At 50.2% G+C, this 15450-nt stretch carries 17 protein-coding genes; 6 read left to right on the top strand and 11 right to left on the bottom strand.

Features of this window, described 5'->3' with window-relative positions; genetic code table 11:
• Window positions 1-27 precede the first annotated feature (27 nt).
• Window positions 28-1791: a sensor histidine kinase gene (locus tag DQW12_RS11285; RefSeq protein WP_113907974.1), complete on the top strand. Its 1764-nt coding sequence runs from the start codon at window positions 28-30 to the stop codon at window positions 1789-1791.
• 54 nt (window positions 1792-1845) lie between these two features.
• Window positions 1846-2748, top strand: a complete 903-nt coding sequence (gene rdgC / locus DQW12_RS11280) for a recombination-associated protein RdgC (RefSeq protein WP_113907973.1) — start codon at window positions 1846-1848, stop codon at window positions 2746-2748.
• Here the strand turns inward: rdgC and DQW12_RS11275 are convergent.
• Window positions 2745-3572 (bottom strand): HDOD domain-containing protein, encoded by an 828-nt coding sequence (locus tag DQW12_RS11275; protein WP_157957915.1) that lies wholly within the window; start codon window positions 3570-3572, stop codon window positions 2745-2747. The two genes, rdgC and DQW12_RS11275, sit on opposite strands and share 4 nt — an antisense overlap.
• Window positions 3573-3678: 106 nt before the next feature.
• Here DQW12_RS11275 and srmB point away from each other — a divergent pair, with 106 nt between their 5' ends.
• Window positions 3679-4929 carry an ATP-dependent RNA helicase SrmB gene (gene srmB, locus DQW12_RS11270; RefSeq protein ID WP_113907971.1) on the top strand — a complete coding sequence of 417 codons (1251 nt, stop codon included), beginning with the start codon at window positions 3679-3681 and terminating at the stop codon, window positions 4927-4929.
• Here srmB and DQW12_RS11265 read toward each other — a convergent pair.
• Genes DQW12_RS11265 through pomA form a run of 4 tightly spaced genes read right to left on the bottom strand, consistent with a single transcriptional unit; the run spans window position 4879 to window position 8508 of the window.
• The gene (locus tag DQW12_RS11265) at window positions 4879-5262 is read right to left on the bottom strand and encodes a VanZ family protein (RefSeq protein WP_113907970.1); all 384 of its coding nucleotides are present in this window, start codon (window positions 5260-5262) and stop codon (window positions 4879-4881) included. The genes srmB and DQW12_RS11265 overlap by 51 nt on opposite strands.
• Complete coding sequence (gene thiI, locus DQW12_RS11260; protein ID WP_232819960.1) at window positions 5263-6744, bottom strand: tRNA uracil 4-sulfurtransferase ThiI; 1482 nt, start codon at window positions 6742-6744, stop codon at window positions 5263-5265. It lies immediately after the preceding gene.
• A 57-nt stretch (window positions 6745-6801) separates the two neighbouring features.
• Complete coding sequence (locus tag DQW12_RS11255; protein WP_113907969.1) at window positions 6802-7734, bottom strand: flagellar motor protein MotB; 933 nt, start codon at window positions 7732-7734, stop codon at window positions 6802-6804.
• A 12-nt stretch (window positions 7735-7746) separates the two neighbouring features.
• Window positions 7747-8508, bottom strand: a complete 762-nt coding sequence (pomA, locus tag DQW12_RS11250; protein WP_113907968.1) for a flagellar motor protein PomA — start codon at window positions 8506-8508, stop codon at window positions 7747-7749.
• A gap of 159 nt (window positions 8509-8667) precedes the next feature.
• Here pomA and DQW12_RS11245 point away from each other — a divergent pair, with 159 nt between their 5' ends.
• Genes DQW12_RS11245 through dxs form a run of 3 tightly spaced genes read left to right on the top strand, consistent with a single transcriptional unit; the run spans window position 8668 to window position 11688 of the window.
• Entirely contained in the window at window positions 8668-8922 is a 255-nt protein-coding gene (locus DQW12_RS11245; protein ID WP_113907967.1) for an exodeoxyribonuclease VII small subunit, read from the top strand.
• Entirely contained in the window at window positions 8922-9806 is an 885-nt protein-coding gene (ispA, locus tag DQW12_RS11240; RefSeq protein ID WP_113907966.1) for a (2E,6E)-farnesyl diphosphate synthase, read from the top strand. Before DQW12_RS11245 ends, ispA begins: the two co-directional genes overlap by 1 nt.
• Before the next feature lie 4 nt (window positions 9807-9810).
• Window positions 9811-11688: a 1-deoxy-D-xylulose-5-phosphate synthase gene (dxs, locus tag DQW12_RS11235; protein ID WP_113907965.1), complete on the top strand. Its 1878-nt coding sequence runs from the start codon at window positions 9811-9813 to the stop codon at window positions 11686-11688.
• Window positions 11689-11770: 82 nt separating this feature from the next.
• Here the strand turns inward: dxs and DQW12_RS11230 are convergent, their stop codons facing one another.
• The 6 genes from DQW12_RS11230 to DQW12_RS11205 all read right to left on the bottom strand — a co-directional run bounded on the left by DQW12_RS11230 (window position 11771) and on the right by DQW12_RS11205 (window position 15449).
• Entirely contained in the window at window positions 11771-12262 is a 492-nt protein-coding gene (locus DQW12_RS11230) for a phosphatidylglycerophosphatase A family protein (RefSeq protein WP_113907964.1), read from the bottom strand.
• 10 nt (window positions 12263-12272) lie between these two features.
• On the bottom strand, window positions 12273-13253 hold the full coding sequence (gene thiL, locus DQW12_RS11225) for a thiamine-phosphate kinase (RefSeq protein ID WP_113907963.1): 981 nt from the start codon (window positions 13251-13253) through the stop codon (window positions 12273-12275).
• A 1-nt stretch (window position 13254) separates the two neighbouring features.
• Window positions 13255-13674: a transcription antitermination factor NusB gene (gene nusB / locus DQW12_RS11220; protein WP_113907962.1), complete on the bottom strand. Its 420-nt coding sequence runs from the start codon at window positions 13672-13674 to the stop codon at window positions 13255-13257.
• A 9-nt stretch (window positions 13675-13683) separates the two neighbouring features.
• Window positions 13684-14148 (bottom strand): 6,7-dimethyl-8-ribityllumazine synthase, encoded by a 465-nt coding sequence (gene ribH / locus DQW12_RS11215; protein ID WP_113907961.1) that lies wholly within the window; start codon window positions 14146-14148, stop codon window positions 13684-13686.
• Window positions 14149-14217: 69 nt separating this feature from the next.
• Window positions 14218-14865, bottom strand: coding sequence for a hypothetical protein (locus DQW12_RS11210; protein WP_113907960.1), 648 nt, complete (start codon window positions 14863-14865; stop codon window positions 14218-14220).
• A complete protein-coding gene (locus DQW12_RS11205; RefSeq protein ID WP_113907959.1) occupies window positions 14856-15449 on the bottom strand; it encodes a lysophospholipid acyltransferase family protein in 594 nt (197 codons plus the stop codon). Before DQW12_RS11205 ends, DQW12_RS11210 begins: the two co-directional genes overlap by 10 nt.
• Between the last annotated feature and the right edge of the window lies 1 nt (window position 15450).

The following is a 15450-nucleotide window of genomic DNA, read 5'->3' as shown; positions in this document are numbered from 1 at the left end:
GCTAAAGAGACAACAAAGGCCTCGCTCGTGCAGCAGAAAAGTATTTCGCAAACATTATTACGCCGTGTGTTGTCGGTCTATTTTGTTATTACCTTTGTAGTAACGTGCGCCCATGTACTCGGGGAATACAATAACACCAAGCGCGCGCTCGCTACTGAGCTACAGAATCAGCACAATACCTTCTCCGCCAGTCTAACGCGCTCGTTGTGGGAATTTAACTCACAGCAAATTAATGCCTTAGCTGAGGGCTTAGTGAGCATGCCCAGCGTTAGTGGTCTTATTATTCGCGACGACCGCGGCCGCGTTATTACCGAGCTTGGCATAACCTTACCTGCCTCGGCGCTTCCCGCCACACCCGACATGCCACTGTCGTTGACTGAACAAAGCGGCGTGTTTGGTTATTATAGCCCACTAGCATTCGAATTCGCGGGCCAAAATACCGTGGTGGGCGACGTAACTTTATTCTCCAACCGCGACGTTACAATATCACGGCTCAAAGTGAGCCTTCTTTTCTTGATGGGCAACGCCATTATTAAAACTACTTTCTTATTGTTATTATTCACCCTCGCCTTTCACCGCATGCTGTCTCGGCCGCTGCAAGAACTCACCGCACAGCTTCGCGACTTTCAGCCCGACGCACCTGCTGCGTCCAAGTTGAATTTAAATGCAGCGTCGGGTAGCGAATTTAAACTTTTAGAGCGCGCCTATAATGACTTGCTCGAGCGCATTGAAATGCATCAGTATGAGTTATCGAGCACTCAAGAAAAACTGGTACTAGCAAATCGACGGCTCGACGAGCAAAACGACCTGCTCGAGCAAGAAGTAGCACGCAAAACCTCGGGTATGAGCAAGTTAATGCTCGACATTGAAGAGCGTCGAATGGAGCTCGAAAAGCGCCAATTTGAATTGGAACGAGAGATACAGCAACGCAAGCTTACCGAGGCCACGTTAAAGCGCACTAACGAACGCTTGCAAGACTCACTCGACACCATAAAAAAAGCGCAAACACAGTTGGTTCAAACCGAAAAGCTCGCCTCTCTCGGCGGTTTAGTGGCAGGCATTGCGCACGACGTAAACACACCCATCGGTATTGGTGTAACGGCCACCTCATTTTTGGCCGATCGGGTTGAAGCCCTCGCCATTTCTTTAGAAGACAAAAGCCTTACCCAGTCGCAAATGAAACGCTTTATTGAAGACGCTCGGGAGAGTGTGCAGCTACTCGACAATAACTTGCATCGCGCGCGTGAAATCATGGCGGGGTTCAAAGAGCTGGCGGTTGATCAAAGTTCAAATGCAATGCGCGACGTTTTACTCGGTGCCTACATTGAGAATGTAGTAAAGGCACTGCAGCCAAACCTTAAAGGTAAAAATATTACCCTTGATATTCAATGCGCCAAAACCATAAAAGTAAGGCTGCATGCCGGCGCGCTCGCACAAATTATTACCAATATGATCATGAACACCGTTATTCACGGGCTTGAAGACCGTGAGCAAGGCCGTATTTTGATTCAAGCGCAACTCGAACAAAACGAGCTCCATTTTATTTACCAAGACGACGGCTTAGGCATGTCGGCCGAACAACTCGAGCACTTGTTCGACCCCTTCTTTACCACCAAGGCGGATCGCGGCGGGAGCGGCCTCGGCACTCACATTATTTACACGCTCGTTCACGACACCTTGAAAGGAAAAATTAGCGCTGCGAGTAAAGAAGGCAATGGCTTAACATACACATTCTCTTTCCCCGTTGTGGTTCTCGAAGCAACCGCAGAAACCACTGACAGCGGCTACTGAACAGGTTAGAATGCCCGTTCTTTCCAGCCCTCTTTAAATCGGAGTTTTTGCCTTATGTGGTTTAAGAACCTGCGTGTTTACGCGTTCACCCAACCTTTTTCACTCCCTGAGAATTTCAATGAGCAATTAGAAGCCCAGAGCTTCAAAGCCTGCAGCCGCACCGAACCTGCAAGTATTGGCTGGATCACGCCCGTTCGTGACAGTGAAATATTCGCCCTAGAGCACGCCGATGGCGTTCTATTGTGTTTGCGCAAAGAAGAAAAGGTAATGCCGGCGAGTGCGGTAAAATCGGAACTTGAAGCGCGTAAAGAAAGCTATGAGCAAGAACACGCCCGCCCCATGCCACGCAAAGAGCAAACTGCTATTAAAGAAGACATTGTGCACAATCTGTTACCGCGTGCGTTAAGTCGATTCAGTGTAACTTGGGGAATTATCGATGTTAAAAATCAACGCGTTATTGTTGACACCTCGTCGGCAACACGGGCCGAAGAGTTCAACGCACAATTGCGCAACTGCTTAGGTTCGCTGCCGGTTAAGCCTTGGGGTCCCGAATATCCAGCCTCCCACACACTCACCCAATGGGTAAAAACAGGCGAAACGCCAACTCCATTTGAACTCGGTGAAGAAGCAGAGCTGCGTAGCTCAAAAGAAGAAGGCATGGTGGTTCGGTTTAAGCGCCATGAATTAGCGGTACCCGAGGTTACCCAACATTTAGAGCAGGGTAAGCATGTGGTTGAACTCGGTTTAAATTGGGATCAGCGCGTGCAATTCGTGTTATCCGACGACTACGGTATAAAACGATTGAAGTTTAGCGAACTGGTTCTCGACCAGCGTGACGACCAGCATACCGACTCGCAAGCCGCCCAATTAGACGCTGATTTCGCGCTCATGCACGCTGAGTTTGAGGCCTTGCTTGAAGCGTTAATGGCAGCAGTAACACTTCCTGAGCGCAATTAACTCAGCGCTTCAAGTATGTTCTGATATTGTTCTTGCACATGACTTTGTTGCCACCAATCTACGGTTGGCAACAGCCCGGTTTGTGCAAAACAAGCAAGCAGCTCGTCGGAAGCTGGCGTAGTATGCAAGCCACTGAGCACCGCTCCGAGTTGTATTAAACTTAAATAGCCCGGTTGAAAACTTACAATCGGGCCTTGCCAATGCTCCCCAAGGTGTACCTGTTCGTCGGTAAAGCGCCAAGCGCGCATAACCATGCCACTCAAGCTTGGCCCTAAGTTCTTAATGCTTTCGTTTAAAAATCGTGGGTTGGCGAAAGTATCGGCGTGCTTTTCGGCCATAGTGAGTACCGGTAAGGCACCAATTTGGCTGGTCATACACATTAACGCCGCCGTGTGCTCGTGCAGCCTCAATTTGCCGTTATACGCCTTTAACAGCGTAATAACCGCGGCTGTTAATACGGTGCTTTCACGCCAACATTGGCGCATTCTTCGCCTTACAATATCGTTTCGCGCTTCAAACAGCTGCTCCATAGCTAGCCCAACCACAATATTGCGAACTTGCCACAAGCCGATACGCGTGAGCGCTTGTGGTAAGTTTTCAACTTTCACGGCTCTACCTAGCCAAGCACTATTTGCAAGCCGGATCATGCGGGCGCTTAACCCTGTGTCGCGGGCAATAATACGATTCAAGTCGTTTAAAGAGCTGTCTGGGTTCCCCGCCACGCGCTCCACTTCCATAGCTATGTCGGGCAAGGTGGGTAAGCGTAATTGGTCGCGACTAATCTCGTCTTCTAAAATACTGAGAAATGCTTGCTGTGTGGCCATTAATGTTCCTTCAATGGTTTTATCATGCCAGTTCTCGTATGCTGAGTGGCTGAATTCAGGTATTATTAACCGATATTTCGAACTATACAACTGAGCACGTTTAAACATGACCCCAGACTGGCAAGAACTCGAACTCTCCGACGAACTTATTAATGTGCTGCTCGACCAAGGTTTAAATAAACCCACGCGCATTCAACAAGACGTAATTCCAATTGCTATGGACGGAGCAGACATTCTCGCCACCTCGCCAACGGGTACGGGGAAAACACTTGCTTATTTATTGCCCGTTTTACAGCACTTACTCGACTTTCCGCGTCGGGACCCAGGCTCTGCCCGCGTTTTAATTTTGGCGCCCACCCGCGAGCTGGCTGAACAAATTGGCAAAATTACCGAGCAGTTTTGCGCTGTTACCGGCCTCAAGTGTCTCACGGTAACCGGCGGTGTCAACTACGGTAGCCATTTAGGTGCATTCGAAAAAAACCTCGATATTCTTATTGCCACCCCAGGGCGGCTGATCGACTACCTTGCCGCTGAACAAGTAAGTGCCGCGCTCCTTGAAATACTCATTCTCGACGAAGGCGACCGATTGCTCGACATGGGTTTCCGCTCGGCAGTAGAGCAAATACAAAGTGAAGCGCCAGCGCTCAAACAGCGCATGCTGTTTTCCGCGACTAACGATCATCTGTCGCTACGGGCGTTTTCTAAAAGCGCATTAACCGAGCCTGTTGTGATTGAAGTAGAGCCACCTAAACGCGAGCGTGCCAAGATTAACCAATGGATTCATGTGATCGACGACATGCCTCATAAATTGGCCGTTTTAGATCATTTAATTCGTAGCGTAACCGGTCGGGTGTTGGTATTTGTTCGCAAACGCGACAAAGTACATGAGCTCGAGCCTATTTTGCGTAGTAAAGGTATTCCTACGGTAAGCCTTGAAGGCCAGCTCCCACATTCGGAGCGGCAAGAGCGATTGCAGTGGTTTCGCGAACTCAAAGCCCGTGTGTTAGTGGCTACCGATGTAGCGGCGCGCGGTATCGACATTCCCGACGTAGAACTGGTGATTAACTTCGATATGCCACGCAAGGGTGACAGTTACGTGCACCGTATTGGCCGAACGGGCAGAGCGGGCAAAAAAGGCACCGCAATTTCGCTAGTAGAGGCCCATGACTCCGAGTGTTTAGGCCGGATTGAGCGTTACTTAGGCGCACGCCTCGAACGCCGCTTTATCGAAGGCTTACGACCGAAATTTAAGTTCCCTGAACCTGACAAAATCAAGCGCAAGAAAAAGCCCAAAACCAAAGCAAAGTTAAAGGCGGCGAAGGCGAAGGCGAAAAAAGTAGCGAAGAAAAAACAGTAACAGGTAAAAACTAACCGCGCCGAGCATGTCTGCAATAAGGTCCATCAGCTCGGCGCCCCGCCCCGGTATATGATACTGAATCCATTCAATAACCAACCCATACCCAAATAACAGCATCAACCCGAGCCACACTCGCGGTGCAAAAGCCAAATGCATCGTTGCCGCCAAAATAAAAAAAAGCACAAAGTGAGCAATTTTGTCGGCATGCTCAAAGCGCGCAGCGGAAACACTCGGCGGGCTCTGAATGAGAAACCCAATAGACACAACAAGAAACACCAGCACGAACAAGGGTAATGACCATTTCTTTAGGCAACGATAGAGCGTTACTAGCATTTATTTCGTCCTTGGTTCGAAAACATAAACATGAGCAAAACCTTGCTCTTGCAAACGAATTGCTTGCAACCTGCTCATTACACCTTGTTGGCAATACAACACATAGTGCTCGGCAGGATCTTGTTTCGCCATAAAACTTGCCAACTTAAAGAACGGTACTGGCATAACCCCAAGGGTTTCAAGTACCAACGGACTCTCCTCTTGCTCGTCGAGGGTTCGAATGTCGATTACCTTGGCACTGGCGGGTAGCTGGGTAATATCTTGTACTATCTGTGGCCCGCTATTCGCAAAGGTTGTGGCGTGCACCTCACGAATATCCCGCACAGGAGCTGCAACCACAACGGCCTCAATGAGTGCGTCGGTAATTCCAGTTTCAGCTTTGTAAACCACAGGCCGCTTCGCTTTCACCGTCGGCTTTTGAGAGATCACCCCACAATATTCGGGTACTGCTGCCGACATTGCTTCAACACCCATACTACGCGCAATATCTACAATTTGTTGCTTGTCCATACTAATCAGTGGGCGCAATACCAGCGTCGGCGTTACTTCGTCGATAATTTTTAGGTTCGACAAGGTTTGGCTCGACACCTGCCCCATTGCTTCGCCTGTTACCAACGCCTGCGCATTCAGGCGCTCTGCAACTAAAGCTCCGGCACGAAGCATTGCACGTTTTAATACAACGCCCATCACACCGGGTTCGTCTTGCGCTAAAATGCGCTCCACCACTTCGCTGAAGTCTAAACTAATAAACTTAACGGGGTGCGTTGCCGAATACTTCTGCCAAATAAAATAAGCAATTTCTCGAACAGCCGCTTCGTGGGCCTCGGCGCCACCCAGATTAAAAAAACAAAAATGAGTGCGCGCCCCACGGCGGATCATCTGATAACTAGCAACTGCCGAGTCGAAGCCGCCAGAAATTAATGATAATACGGTTTCTTGCGCCGGCAATGGGTACCCCCCTAAACCGGGGTGGCGCTCCACTAACAAACTTACGGTTTCATCTTCAAGCCAAAGTTGAACCTGTTGTTGCGGTGCTTTGAGTTGTACTTGCGTACCTTCAACACGAGCAAGAATACCGCCGCCAATATATGCAGCTAAGTCTTGAGAAGAAAACTCATGTTTGCCCTTGCGCTTTACCCGCACCGCGAAGCTAGCGTTTCTTAAACGCTCTGCAGTGTGTTGCAAAACGAATTCGAGTGTTGCTTCGAAATTATTCCAAGGGATTTGCAACACCTCTTCAATATGTGCAATGCCGGGAATATTTCCAAGTTGGCGCCTTACTGCAGCGGCAATAGCGGGATCGGCAGGGGCGTCCACTTCAACTTTGTCCCAGAGCCAACGTACTTTGGTGAGCTCTGAAATGTCTTTCATTAAGTGGCGCACATTGCGAGTAAGAAGAGTGCCGTGGCGTTGCCGTAACGACCGACTTTTAACGGTAATTTCGGCCTGTAACCGAACAATAAACTTTATGCTGTTAGCCAAACCCACTACCCCGCGAAAATTAAAGCGCCATAGTATAGCGAATTAGGCCGGTGGGAACTACTCCGGTAAGGTGTTAATCGGTGGGCTCTCTAGCGCTTTACCTTGCAGAATCGCAATTTCTACCCGTCTATTCTTACGGCGGTTGTCGGCGCTGTTGTTCGGCACCAAGGGCCGTGTATCAGCGTAACCCATAACCGTTAACCGACTGGTGTCAAAGGTTGACGCGCGTACCATTTCTTCTGCAACCGATACCGCTCTGCGGCTCGACAAATCCCAATTTGAACTATGCATCTCGGAACGAATCACTTGATTGTCGGTATGCCCGCTAATGGTCACCTCGCCGGGAATATCACTTATAACGTCGGCAATTTGGCGAATAACCGGGCGAAATTGCGGTTGCAAAAACGCAGAGCCTTGTGGGAATGTGCCTTGCTCATTTACACGAATCAGAATTTGTTGGCCAAGCTGCTCGAGCTCAATCGCGCCGTCGTCGACCTGTTCGCGCAATTGCTCCTGCAAGCGCATCATTAACTCGGCTAACTGCTGGTTTTCTTGCACCATGTTCTCGCGCTGTTCCATAGCGCTTTCGCTGTCTTCAAAGGTTGTTTCACCGCCCTGCTGCTCTTGCTCACCGCCAAGATAATCGTCGTTACCGTCTTGGAACTCAAGCGACTGCTGGGTCATGTCGAGGGTTTGCTGTTGAATGGTTTCAATAGGCGTAGGGTCGGGCCGGCCTGGGCGAAACTCCTGCGCAATTACGCTGGTGCCGCGCGGGATATCGGTCACCTCAATTTTATTTTGCACACCAAAGGCAAATTTCATTGACCCCGCAATTTGCTTGAAGCGCAGCACATCCATTTCGGAAAACGCCAATAACAACACAAAAAAGCACATTAACAACGCCATCAGATCAGCAAAGGTTGCCATCCAAGGGGCAAGCCCTTTGGGTGGGCATTTGGGGCATTTCTTTGCTTGTGCTGGCAATGCCATAATGAACCTCTATTACTCAGCGTCTTCGTCGGCGCGTTTCGACTCTGCGAGATAATTTTTCAAGAGCGCTTCGATAATACGTGGGTTTTGGCCGTCTTGAATACCGAGTACGGCGTCGAGCATAAGTTCTTGGTTAAGCTTTTCTTCTTCCATGCGTAATTTCAGCTTCGCCACAAGCGGTAAACAAATTACGTTAGCGAAGAAAGCACCATAGAGGGTGGTTAACAAGGCCACGGCCATCGCGGGGCCGATCGCTTTTGGGTCGTCCATATTCGCGAGCATGGCCACCAAACCAATGAGGGTACCAATCATACCCATTGCCGGCGCAGTGTCCGCCATGGCCTGAAAGATCCCCGTGCCTTGCTCATGCCGTTTATAAGTTAAATCAATGTCTTTTTGTAAGGTCTGACTGACAACTTCCGCGTCGTGGCCGTCTACCAACATGTCAATGCCCTTGCGGAAAAACGGGTTCGGCACTTCCGCTTCTTCAAGCGCAAGAAACCCACCTTTGCGAGCGGAATCGGCCATTTCAACGGCTTTGTCGATCAGTTCAAGCGGCGACTCGAGTTTAAACATAAAGGCTTTTACAACCACCTTACCCGACGCCAAAAACTGGGCGAGGGTAAAATTGGCGAGGGCAACAAAGATGGTTCCACCGAACACAATCAAAATCGAAGGTCCGTTAATATAGAGACCCAAATCGCCATTCAGCACCATCGCCAAGGCAATAAAAGCGATAGCGCCAAGAATGCCTATAATTGTTGCGATATCCACTATTTTCTCCTCACCTCTGACGAGTTGCGCAATATTATGGTATTTTTCATCATCGGAGCCACTGACACAACAGCTAATTCGGTTTTTGTAGTTAACGTATCGACCTGAACCGCTGTTTCTTTAAGGCAGATCAATGAGAAACATTATAAAGGACAAGCCATGAGTGACCAAACCGAGCAAAGTTCGCTGAGCTTTGAACAAGCCGTTGCCGAACTCGAGCAAATTATTAATGCGCTTGAGCAAGGCGAATTACCGCTCGAAGACTCGTTAAAGCAATTCGAGCGCGCGGTATCTCTGTCGCGACTTAGCCAGCAAAAACTGCAAGCCGCCGAACAAAAGGTAGAAATGCTGTTACAGCAACGAAACGGCGAAACGCTAGAGCCCTTTGCAACACAAAATGGAACCGATGACTAATGCTCACGCAAGCATTGCAGGCCTATAGCCAGCGCCACGACCAGTTTTTTGGCCAACAATTCCAGCCAGTTTCAACCTCTCAACGGCTCGCTCAAGCCATGCAATACAGTGCACTGAATGGCGGTAAGCGTATTCGCCCGTTTTTAGTCTATGCCAGCGGTGAACTACTTGGAGCACAATTAAGCGACCTCGATCCCTGTGCGGTGGCCGTGGAGTGTGTACACGCTTACTCGCTCATTCACGACGATTTACCTGCGATGGACAATGACGCATTGCGCCGGGGCAAACCCACTTGCCATATTGCATTCGACGAGGCCACAGCAATACTTGCCGGCGATGCGCTGCAAACCATGGCCTTTGAGTTATTGTCGCAACATACTTTCGCACAAGTACCAGTTGAGCGCCAACTGGCAATGATTCGGTCGCTAGCCACGGCGTCGGGGCTGGCGGGCATGTGCGGCGGACAAGCGCTGGACATTGAAGCCACCAACCGAGCGATTAGCATTACGGAACTCGAACAAATTCACCATCACAAAACCGGTGCTTTAATCACCGCCGCGGTTGAACTCGGGGTTCTTGCTGCCCCCCAAAGCACAGCCGACGACTTACGAGTTTTGCGCGACTGGAGCCATGCCATTGGCTTGGCCTTTCAAGTGCAAGACGACATTCTGGACGAAACCGGTGACACGCAAACCTTAGGTAAACAACAAGGCTCCGACGCAGCCCTTGCAAAAGCCACCTATCCAGCACTTTTGGGCCTTGAGCAAGCTATTGCGAAGCGCGACGCTTTACACGAAAAAGCGCTACACGCGCTTTCTCAATTACCGTACAATACCGACATATTCGTAGAATTTACCCACTATATTGTTACACGGGATCGTTAGTATCATGCCCACAACTGCTTCAGCCGAACATTACCCATTGTTAAGCAAGATCGACAGCCCGTCTGATCTGCGCCGCTTATCAAAAAGCCAGCTTGTGCAAATCAGTGCAGAACTGCGTCAGTTCTTATTGAGTTCGGTCAGCCAAAGTAGTGGCCACCTCGCCAGCGGCCTTGGCGCTGTAGAGTTAACGGTTGCCCTGCACTATGTTTACCAAACTCCGTTCGACCAATTGGTTTGGGACGTAGGCCACCAGGCTTATCCGCATAAAATTTTGACCGGCCGCCGAGACCAGCTTCACACCATACGGCAAAAAGACGGCCTGCACCCGTTCCCGTGGCGAGAAGAAAGTGAATTCGACACCTTAAGTGTTGGTCATTCAAGCACCTCTATTAGTGCCGCGCTGGGTATGGCGGTGGCCGCACAACGCGAAGCGCAGAACCGTAAAATTGTGGCAGTAATTGGTGACGGCGCAATGACCGCGGGTATGGCATTCGAAGCGCTAAATCACGCCGGTGATGTGCGTTCCGACATGCTGGTTATTCTCAACGACAACGAAATGTCGATTTCAGAAAACGTTGGCGCATTAAACAACCATTTCGCCCGTATGTTGTCGAGCAAGCCGTATACCACCCTGCGTGAAGGCGGTAAGCAACTCTTAAAAGACCTACCCGGCATGCGTGAGCTGGTAAGCCGTGCCGAAGAGCACGTAAAAGGTATGGTAACCCCCGGTACTATTTTTGAAGAACTCGGTTTTAACTATATTGGCCCAATCGACGGCCACGACGTTCAAGCACTAGTTGAAACCCTCGCCAACATGCGAAACCTCAGCGGTCCGCAGTTTTTACACATAATGACCAAAAAAGGTAAAGGGTACGGACCTGCTGAGAAAGACCCTATTGGGTATCACGGTGTGCCTAAATTTGACCCAGCAAAAACAACGTTACCGAGTAAGCCCTCAAAAACACCTAGCTACTCAAAGGTATTTGGCGACTGGCTTTGCGAAGTAGCGGCACGCGAGCCCAAACTCGCCGCCATTACGCCTGCCATGCGCGAAGGGTCTGGCATGGTTGAGTTTGCGCAGAACTATCCAGAACAGTATTTTGACGTAGCCATTGCCGAACAGCACGCAGTTACTTTTGCTGCTGGGCTCGCTATCGCCGGGCAACGCCCGGTTGTGGCGATCTACTCCACCTTTTTGCAACGCGCCTACGATCAACTTATTCACGACGTTGCCCTGCAAAACTTACCGGTGCTGTTCGCTATCGACCGCGCAGGCATTGTAGGCGCCGACGGGCCTACGCATCAGGGCGCGTTCGACTTGAGCTATTTACGTTGTATTCCCAACCTCGTGGTGATGACACCCGCCGACGAAAATGAGTGTCGGCTTATGTTACATACCGGCTTTGAGTTGAAACAGCCCGCAGCCGTGCGGTATCCGCGTGGTAATGGTGTGGGTGTTGAGTTTACCACGCTAGAGTCACTGCCGATTGGCAAAAGCCGCACTTTGCGAAGCGGTGAAAGCATTGCGCTATTGAATTTCGGTACCTTGCTTCCAGAAGCACAAGCTGCCGCCGAAGCACTGAATGCAACGTTAGTGGATATGCGCTTTGTAAAACCGCTCGACACCGAAGTGATTAAACAGCTTGCCAATGACCATAAGCTGCTGGTTACTATTGAAGAAAATGCTGTTGCAGGCGGTGCAGGCAGCGCTGTAAACGAATATGTTTGCCAAGCGCATCTTGCAGTAAAAGTACTGAATTTGGGCCTACCCGACACCTTTATAAAGCACGGCAGCCAAGAGCAAATTCGCGAAGAGCTTGGGCTAACTGCCGCTGGTCTGGAAGCATCGGTCAGAGCATTTTCACAAGCCCCTCAACGCTAAACAGCTTGCACTGACAAGTGACCATGAAGTCTGCGCGCCGCGCAGACTTCATGTTTAAAGAAGAATGGTTAGAAAGAGTGGCCTAGAGCGAGGCTACGCCCGGCAAATAGCCTGCCAACAGCAGCGCGTGCATTATGATCAGCACGCAAAGGCCAGCCAGTAAATCGTCAACCATTACCCCTAAACCGCCTTTAACATGCTTGTCGGCAGCGCGAATCGGCCATGGCTTACGAATATCAAAAAAGCGGAATAGAATAAAACCTAGCAGCAGCGTTTGCCAGTTTATCGGTATGGCTATGAATGCCACCATGTAACCGACAACTTCGTCCCATACAATAGCGGGGTCGTCGTGTTGTTTTAATACCTTCCCTGTCTCGCCGCACAAGAAAATACCCAGCAACGCGAACGCCACTACAACACCTACATAAGCATTCACACCCAGCGGGGCAAATAACAGTACAGCTGGAATACCCACCAGTGTGCCAAACGTTCCGGGGGCTTTGGGCGCCAAGCCTGTGCCAAAACCTAACGACAATAAATGAATAGGGTTTTTCAATAATTCACTGCGTTTCATAACCTTGCTCCTAAGGGGCAACACTAAAATGGCTAAAACCTTGTTTTGCGAAGCTTAGCGATTCACCGCTCAAGGTGGTTCGTAGCCCTAATTCAGGTTCTATTATGCCAATACAAGTAATCGGCACGCCGAGCTGTCGTATTACTGTTTCTAAACTGCCGCGGCGGCTTTCAGGTACCGTGAAACAAAGCTCGTAATCTTCGCCGCCGGTGACTTGCAGTTGGGCTCGCTGTTGAGCATCGGGTACTGCCCGCGCTAACTCTTTTGAGCACGGTAACTTACCGAGCTCGATCGACGCGCCAACATGCGAAGCAGTTAGCAAATGCTGCAAATCGCTGCCTAACCCATCAGACAAGTCTATCGCACTAGAGGCGATTGCACGCAAGGCTTGCCCCAATGCCACTTGTGGCGTGGGAAAGTGAAGGCGCTTGCGTAAACACTCATAGTCGACACCAGTGCCCTGCTCCGCGCGCTCAAGTGCAAGCGCCGCCGCTGCGTCGCCGAGTGTACCGCTCACATAAACACGGTCGCCGGGCTTTGCTCCGTCACGGTAAAGTGCCTTTCCATGGGGAATAAAACCATGAGCAGTTACGGAAAGCGTGAGCGGGCCGCGAGTTACGTCACCGCCAACCAGGCTTACATGGTAATAATCGGCAAGTTCGAACAAGCCTTTGCTAAACTCAGCAAGCCATTCGTGATCAACAGTGGGAAGCGTTAAAGCAAGTGAAATCCAAGCAGGCTCGGCGCCCATTGCTGCCAAATCGCTCAGGTTCACCGCTACCAGCTTGTGGCCAAGAGCACGAGCCGGCACACGCTGATCAAAATGCACACCCTCGACCATGGTGTCGGTGGTGACCGCAAGCGTTGCGTCGGCACTGGGAGTTAAAACGGCGGCATCGTCGCCAATGCCGCACACTACGTCACGCCGTTTTTCAGTATTTCGTTGAAAGTATTGCGCAATTAACGAAAACTCGGCTGTATCCGTATGCATATTACTGGCGGGCAGCGCGTAAGCTGTCTATTGCTTTGTCGAGCACGCCGTTCACAAACCTATGGCTATCGTCGGCACCGAAGGCTTTGGCCAGTTCAATGGCTTCGTTCATAACCACTTTGTACGGCACGTCGAGGCGAACCTTAAGTTCATAAGCAGACACACGCAAAATGGCCCGTTCGATTTGGTCGAGGTCGGCAAACGGTCGATCGGTAAAAGGTGACAATGCCGCGTCAAGCGATGACACATTGCCAGCCACGCCGCGCAGTAGATCTTGAAAATACTCCACATCAACTTTCGATACGTCGTTTTCTGTTAAAAACTCCGCTTCAATATCGGTAATGGAGTTGTTCGACAATTGCCAAGAATAAACGGCTTGAATTGCGAGTCGGCGGGCCTTACGGCGTGCAGCTGGTTTCACGAGCGCTCCTTAAATTTGGTCCAATACATTGATCATTTCTAACGCACTAAGGGCCGCTTCAGAACCTTTATTGCCGTGTTTTACACCCGCACGATCAATCGCCTGCTCGTCAGTGTCGGTAGTAATTACACCAAAAGCCACGGGCACGCCGGTATTCAACGCCACTTGCGCTAAACCCGAGTTCGCTTGCCCCGCAACAAAGTCAAAATGGGGTGTACCACCACGAATAACTGCCCCTATCGCAATAACAGCTGAGTACTGCTTCGACTCTGCCAATTTTTGTACTGTTAACGGCAGCTCATAAGCGCCCGGTACACGCACTACAGTGATGTCGTTCGGGTTTATCTGACCAATGCGCTCTAAGGTGTCAACCGCGCCTTCAAGCAACCGCTCAACCACAAAGCTGTTAAAACGAGATACCGCAATTGCTACTTTTTTACCGGGAGCAGCAACACCTGCTTCTATAACTTTCATAATCTTTCCTTACAATACGCGCATTGCTTTTGGTGCAGTGCATTCTGTGGCGCGGAGAATACCATATTTTTACGGATATCGGTAAAGGTGCTCATGGGTATCGCCGTCAAACGTAAAAGCGTTATAGTCGAGCTCAGCAAACTGAGTTGTTAAGAAGGAATACTCCTCATGCACCGGAATTAAAACCCGGCGAAAGTTCCATTCTTGCTCCAGCCACAAGAGAATTTCCGGTAGCAAAAATTCAACGAACTCGTGTTTTTCATCGGCTTGGCGAAACCACATCGACACTTCTGCTTGGTAGTCGTTCGCTTCGAAATCCGGTACATGCCGTCGTTCCTGATTAACCGGGTTCACATAAATAGCACCGGCAATTTCCCGCGAGCCACGAGCTCTCACTACATAAGTAAAACTCTCTCGCGCGTCATGCTGTTGGGCGTGAAAACGCACCATTTCGGCATTCACCTCGGGGGAAATTTTTAAGGTGGGCCAGCCCCAGCCCAGCACCCGATACAAATACGACGCAGAGCTCTGATGAGCTTGTAAATATTGGCGGTGATCTTCTATTCGCAGTGGCATGATCAGCCAGTGTTCGCCATCCCAGCTCGAAGACACTTTTTCAGTGTCAACAAACACCGCCCAAGCGTTTGGTATACTCACACCGAGCACAACTACGCTCACAACCACGCTTAGCCAGAGAAAAGCCGCTTTTATTCGCATTCCGGACGCTTTCCCCTCGCTTGACCAGTAAAAGCTTTTACCGCCGCTAACCCTTCGCTAATACTTTCGCCAACAACAATAGGTTCGCCAATTCGAATTTCCTTTGTTGCAAAACAAAAAGCAACTGGGATAACCGGTACTTGTGCAGCCTGTGCCATATACAAAAAACCTTTTTTCCATTCTGGCACGTGTTTGCGGGTGCCTTCTGGGGACAAGGCGAGCAATAGCTGTTCACGTTCGTTAAAGGTTACTACCATTTGCTCTACAACACCTTGCGGGCTCGCTCTATTCAAAGGTATACCGCCGAGCCACAGCAATAAACGTTTAACCGGAAATACAAAAATAGTGTGTTTGCCAAGGAAAGATAGCTTAAGCCCGAGCGCAAACATGGCGAACAAACCCACAAAAAAATCCCAGTTCGACGTATGCGGCGCAACCGGTACGATCGCTTTTGGCAGGTTTGGCATTTCACCTACTACTTTCCACCCGCCCAGCACACGCAAACCCAACCGCCCAAACCACCGGCTGAAGGAGTTGCCACGCTGCGGCAGCTGCCGCAGCGACTCATTAACCTGCGTACTCATA

The sequence above is a fragment of the Aliidiomarina celeris genome (assembly GCF_003316875.1).
GTDB lineage: Bacteria > Pseudomonadota > Gammaproteobacteria > Enterobacterales > Alteromonadaceae > Aliidiomarina > Aliidiomarina celeris.
The sequence above is the reverse complement of the archived record's forward strand: the minus strand, read 5'-3'. Positions and strand labels throughout refer to the sequence as shown.